The sequence below is a fragment of the Secundilactobacillus pentosiphilus genome, from assembly GCF_002217985.1.
Taxonomy (GTDB): domain Bacteria; phylum Bacillota; class Bacilli; order Lactobacillales; family Lactobacillaceae; genus Secundilactobacillus; species Secundilactobacillus pentosiphilus.
Genome location: NZ_BCMI01000109.1, coordinates 1 through 207, shown reverse-complemented (window position 1 = coordinate 207; position 207 = coordinate 1). Strand labels below are relative to the sequence as shown.

Below are 207 nucleotides of genomic sequence, written 5' to 3'. Positions count from 1 at the left end.
TAGGCTAGAAGTGGAAGTGCAGCGATGCACGGAGCGGACTAGTACTAATCGGTCGAGGACTTAACCACGAGTAGTGGTGTTCATCGGTAAGGAAATTGATATTATCTAGTTTTGAGAGCATCAGTTCTCAATAGTGTGGTGGCGATAGCCTGAAGGATACACCTGTTCCCATGCCGAACACAGTAGTTAAGCTTCAGCACGCCAAGA

1 rRNA gene is annotated in these 207 nt (G+C 47.3%); it reads left to right on the top strand.

Annotated elements, in window-relative coordinates:
* Nucleotides 1-134 precede the first annotated feature (134 nt).
* A 5S ribosomal RNA gene (gene rrf / locus CES81_RS13255) occupies nucleotides 135-207 on the top strand; the annotation flags it as partial.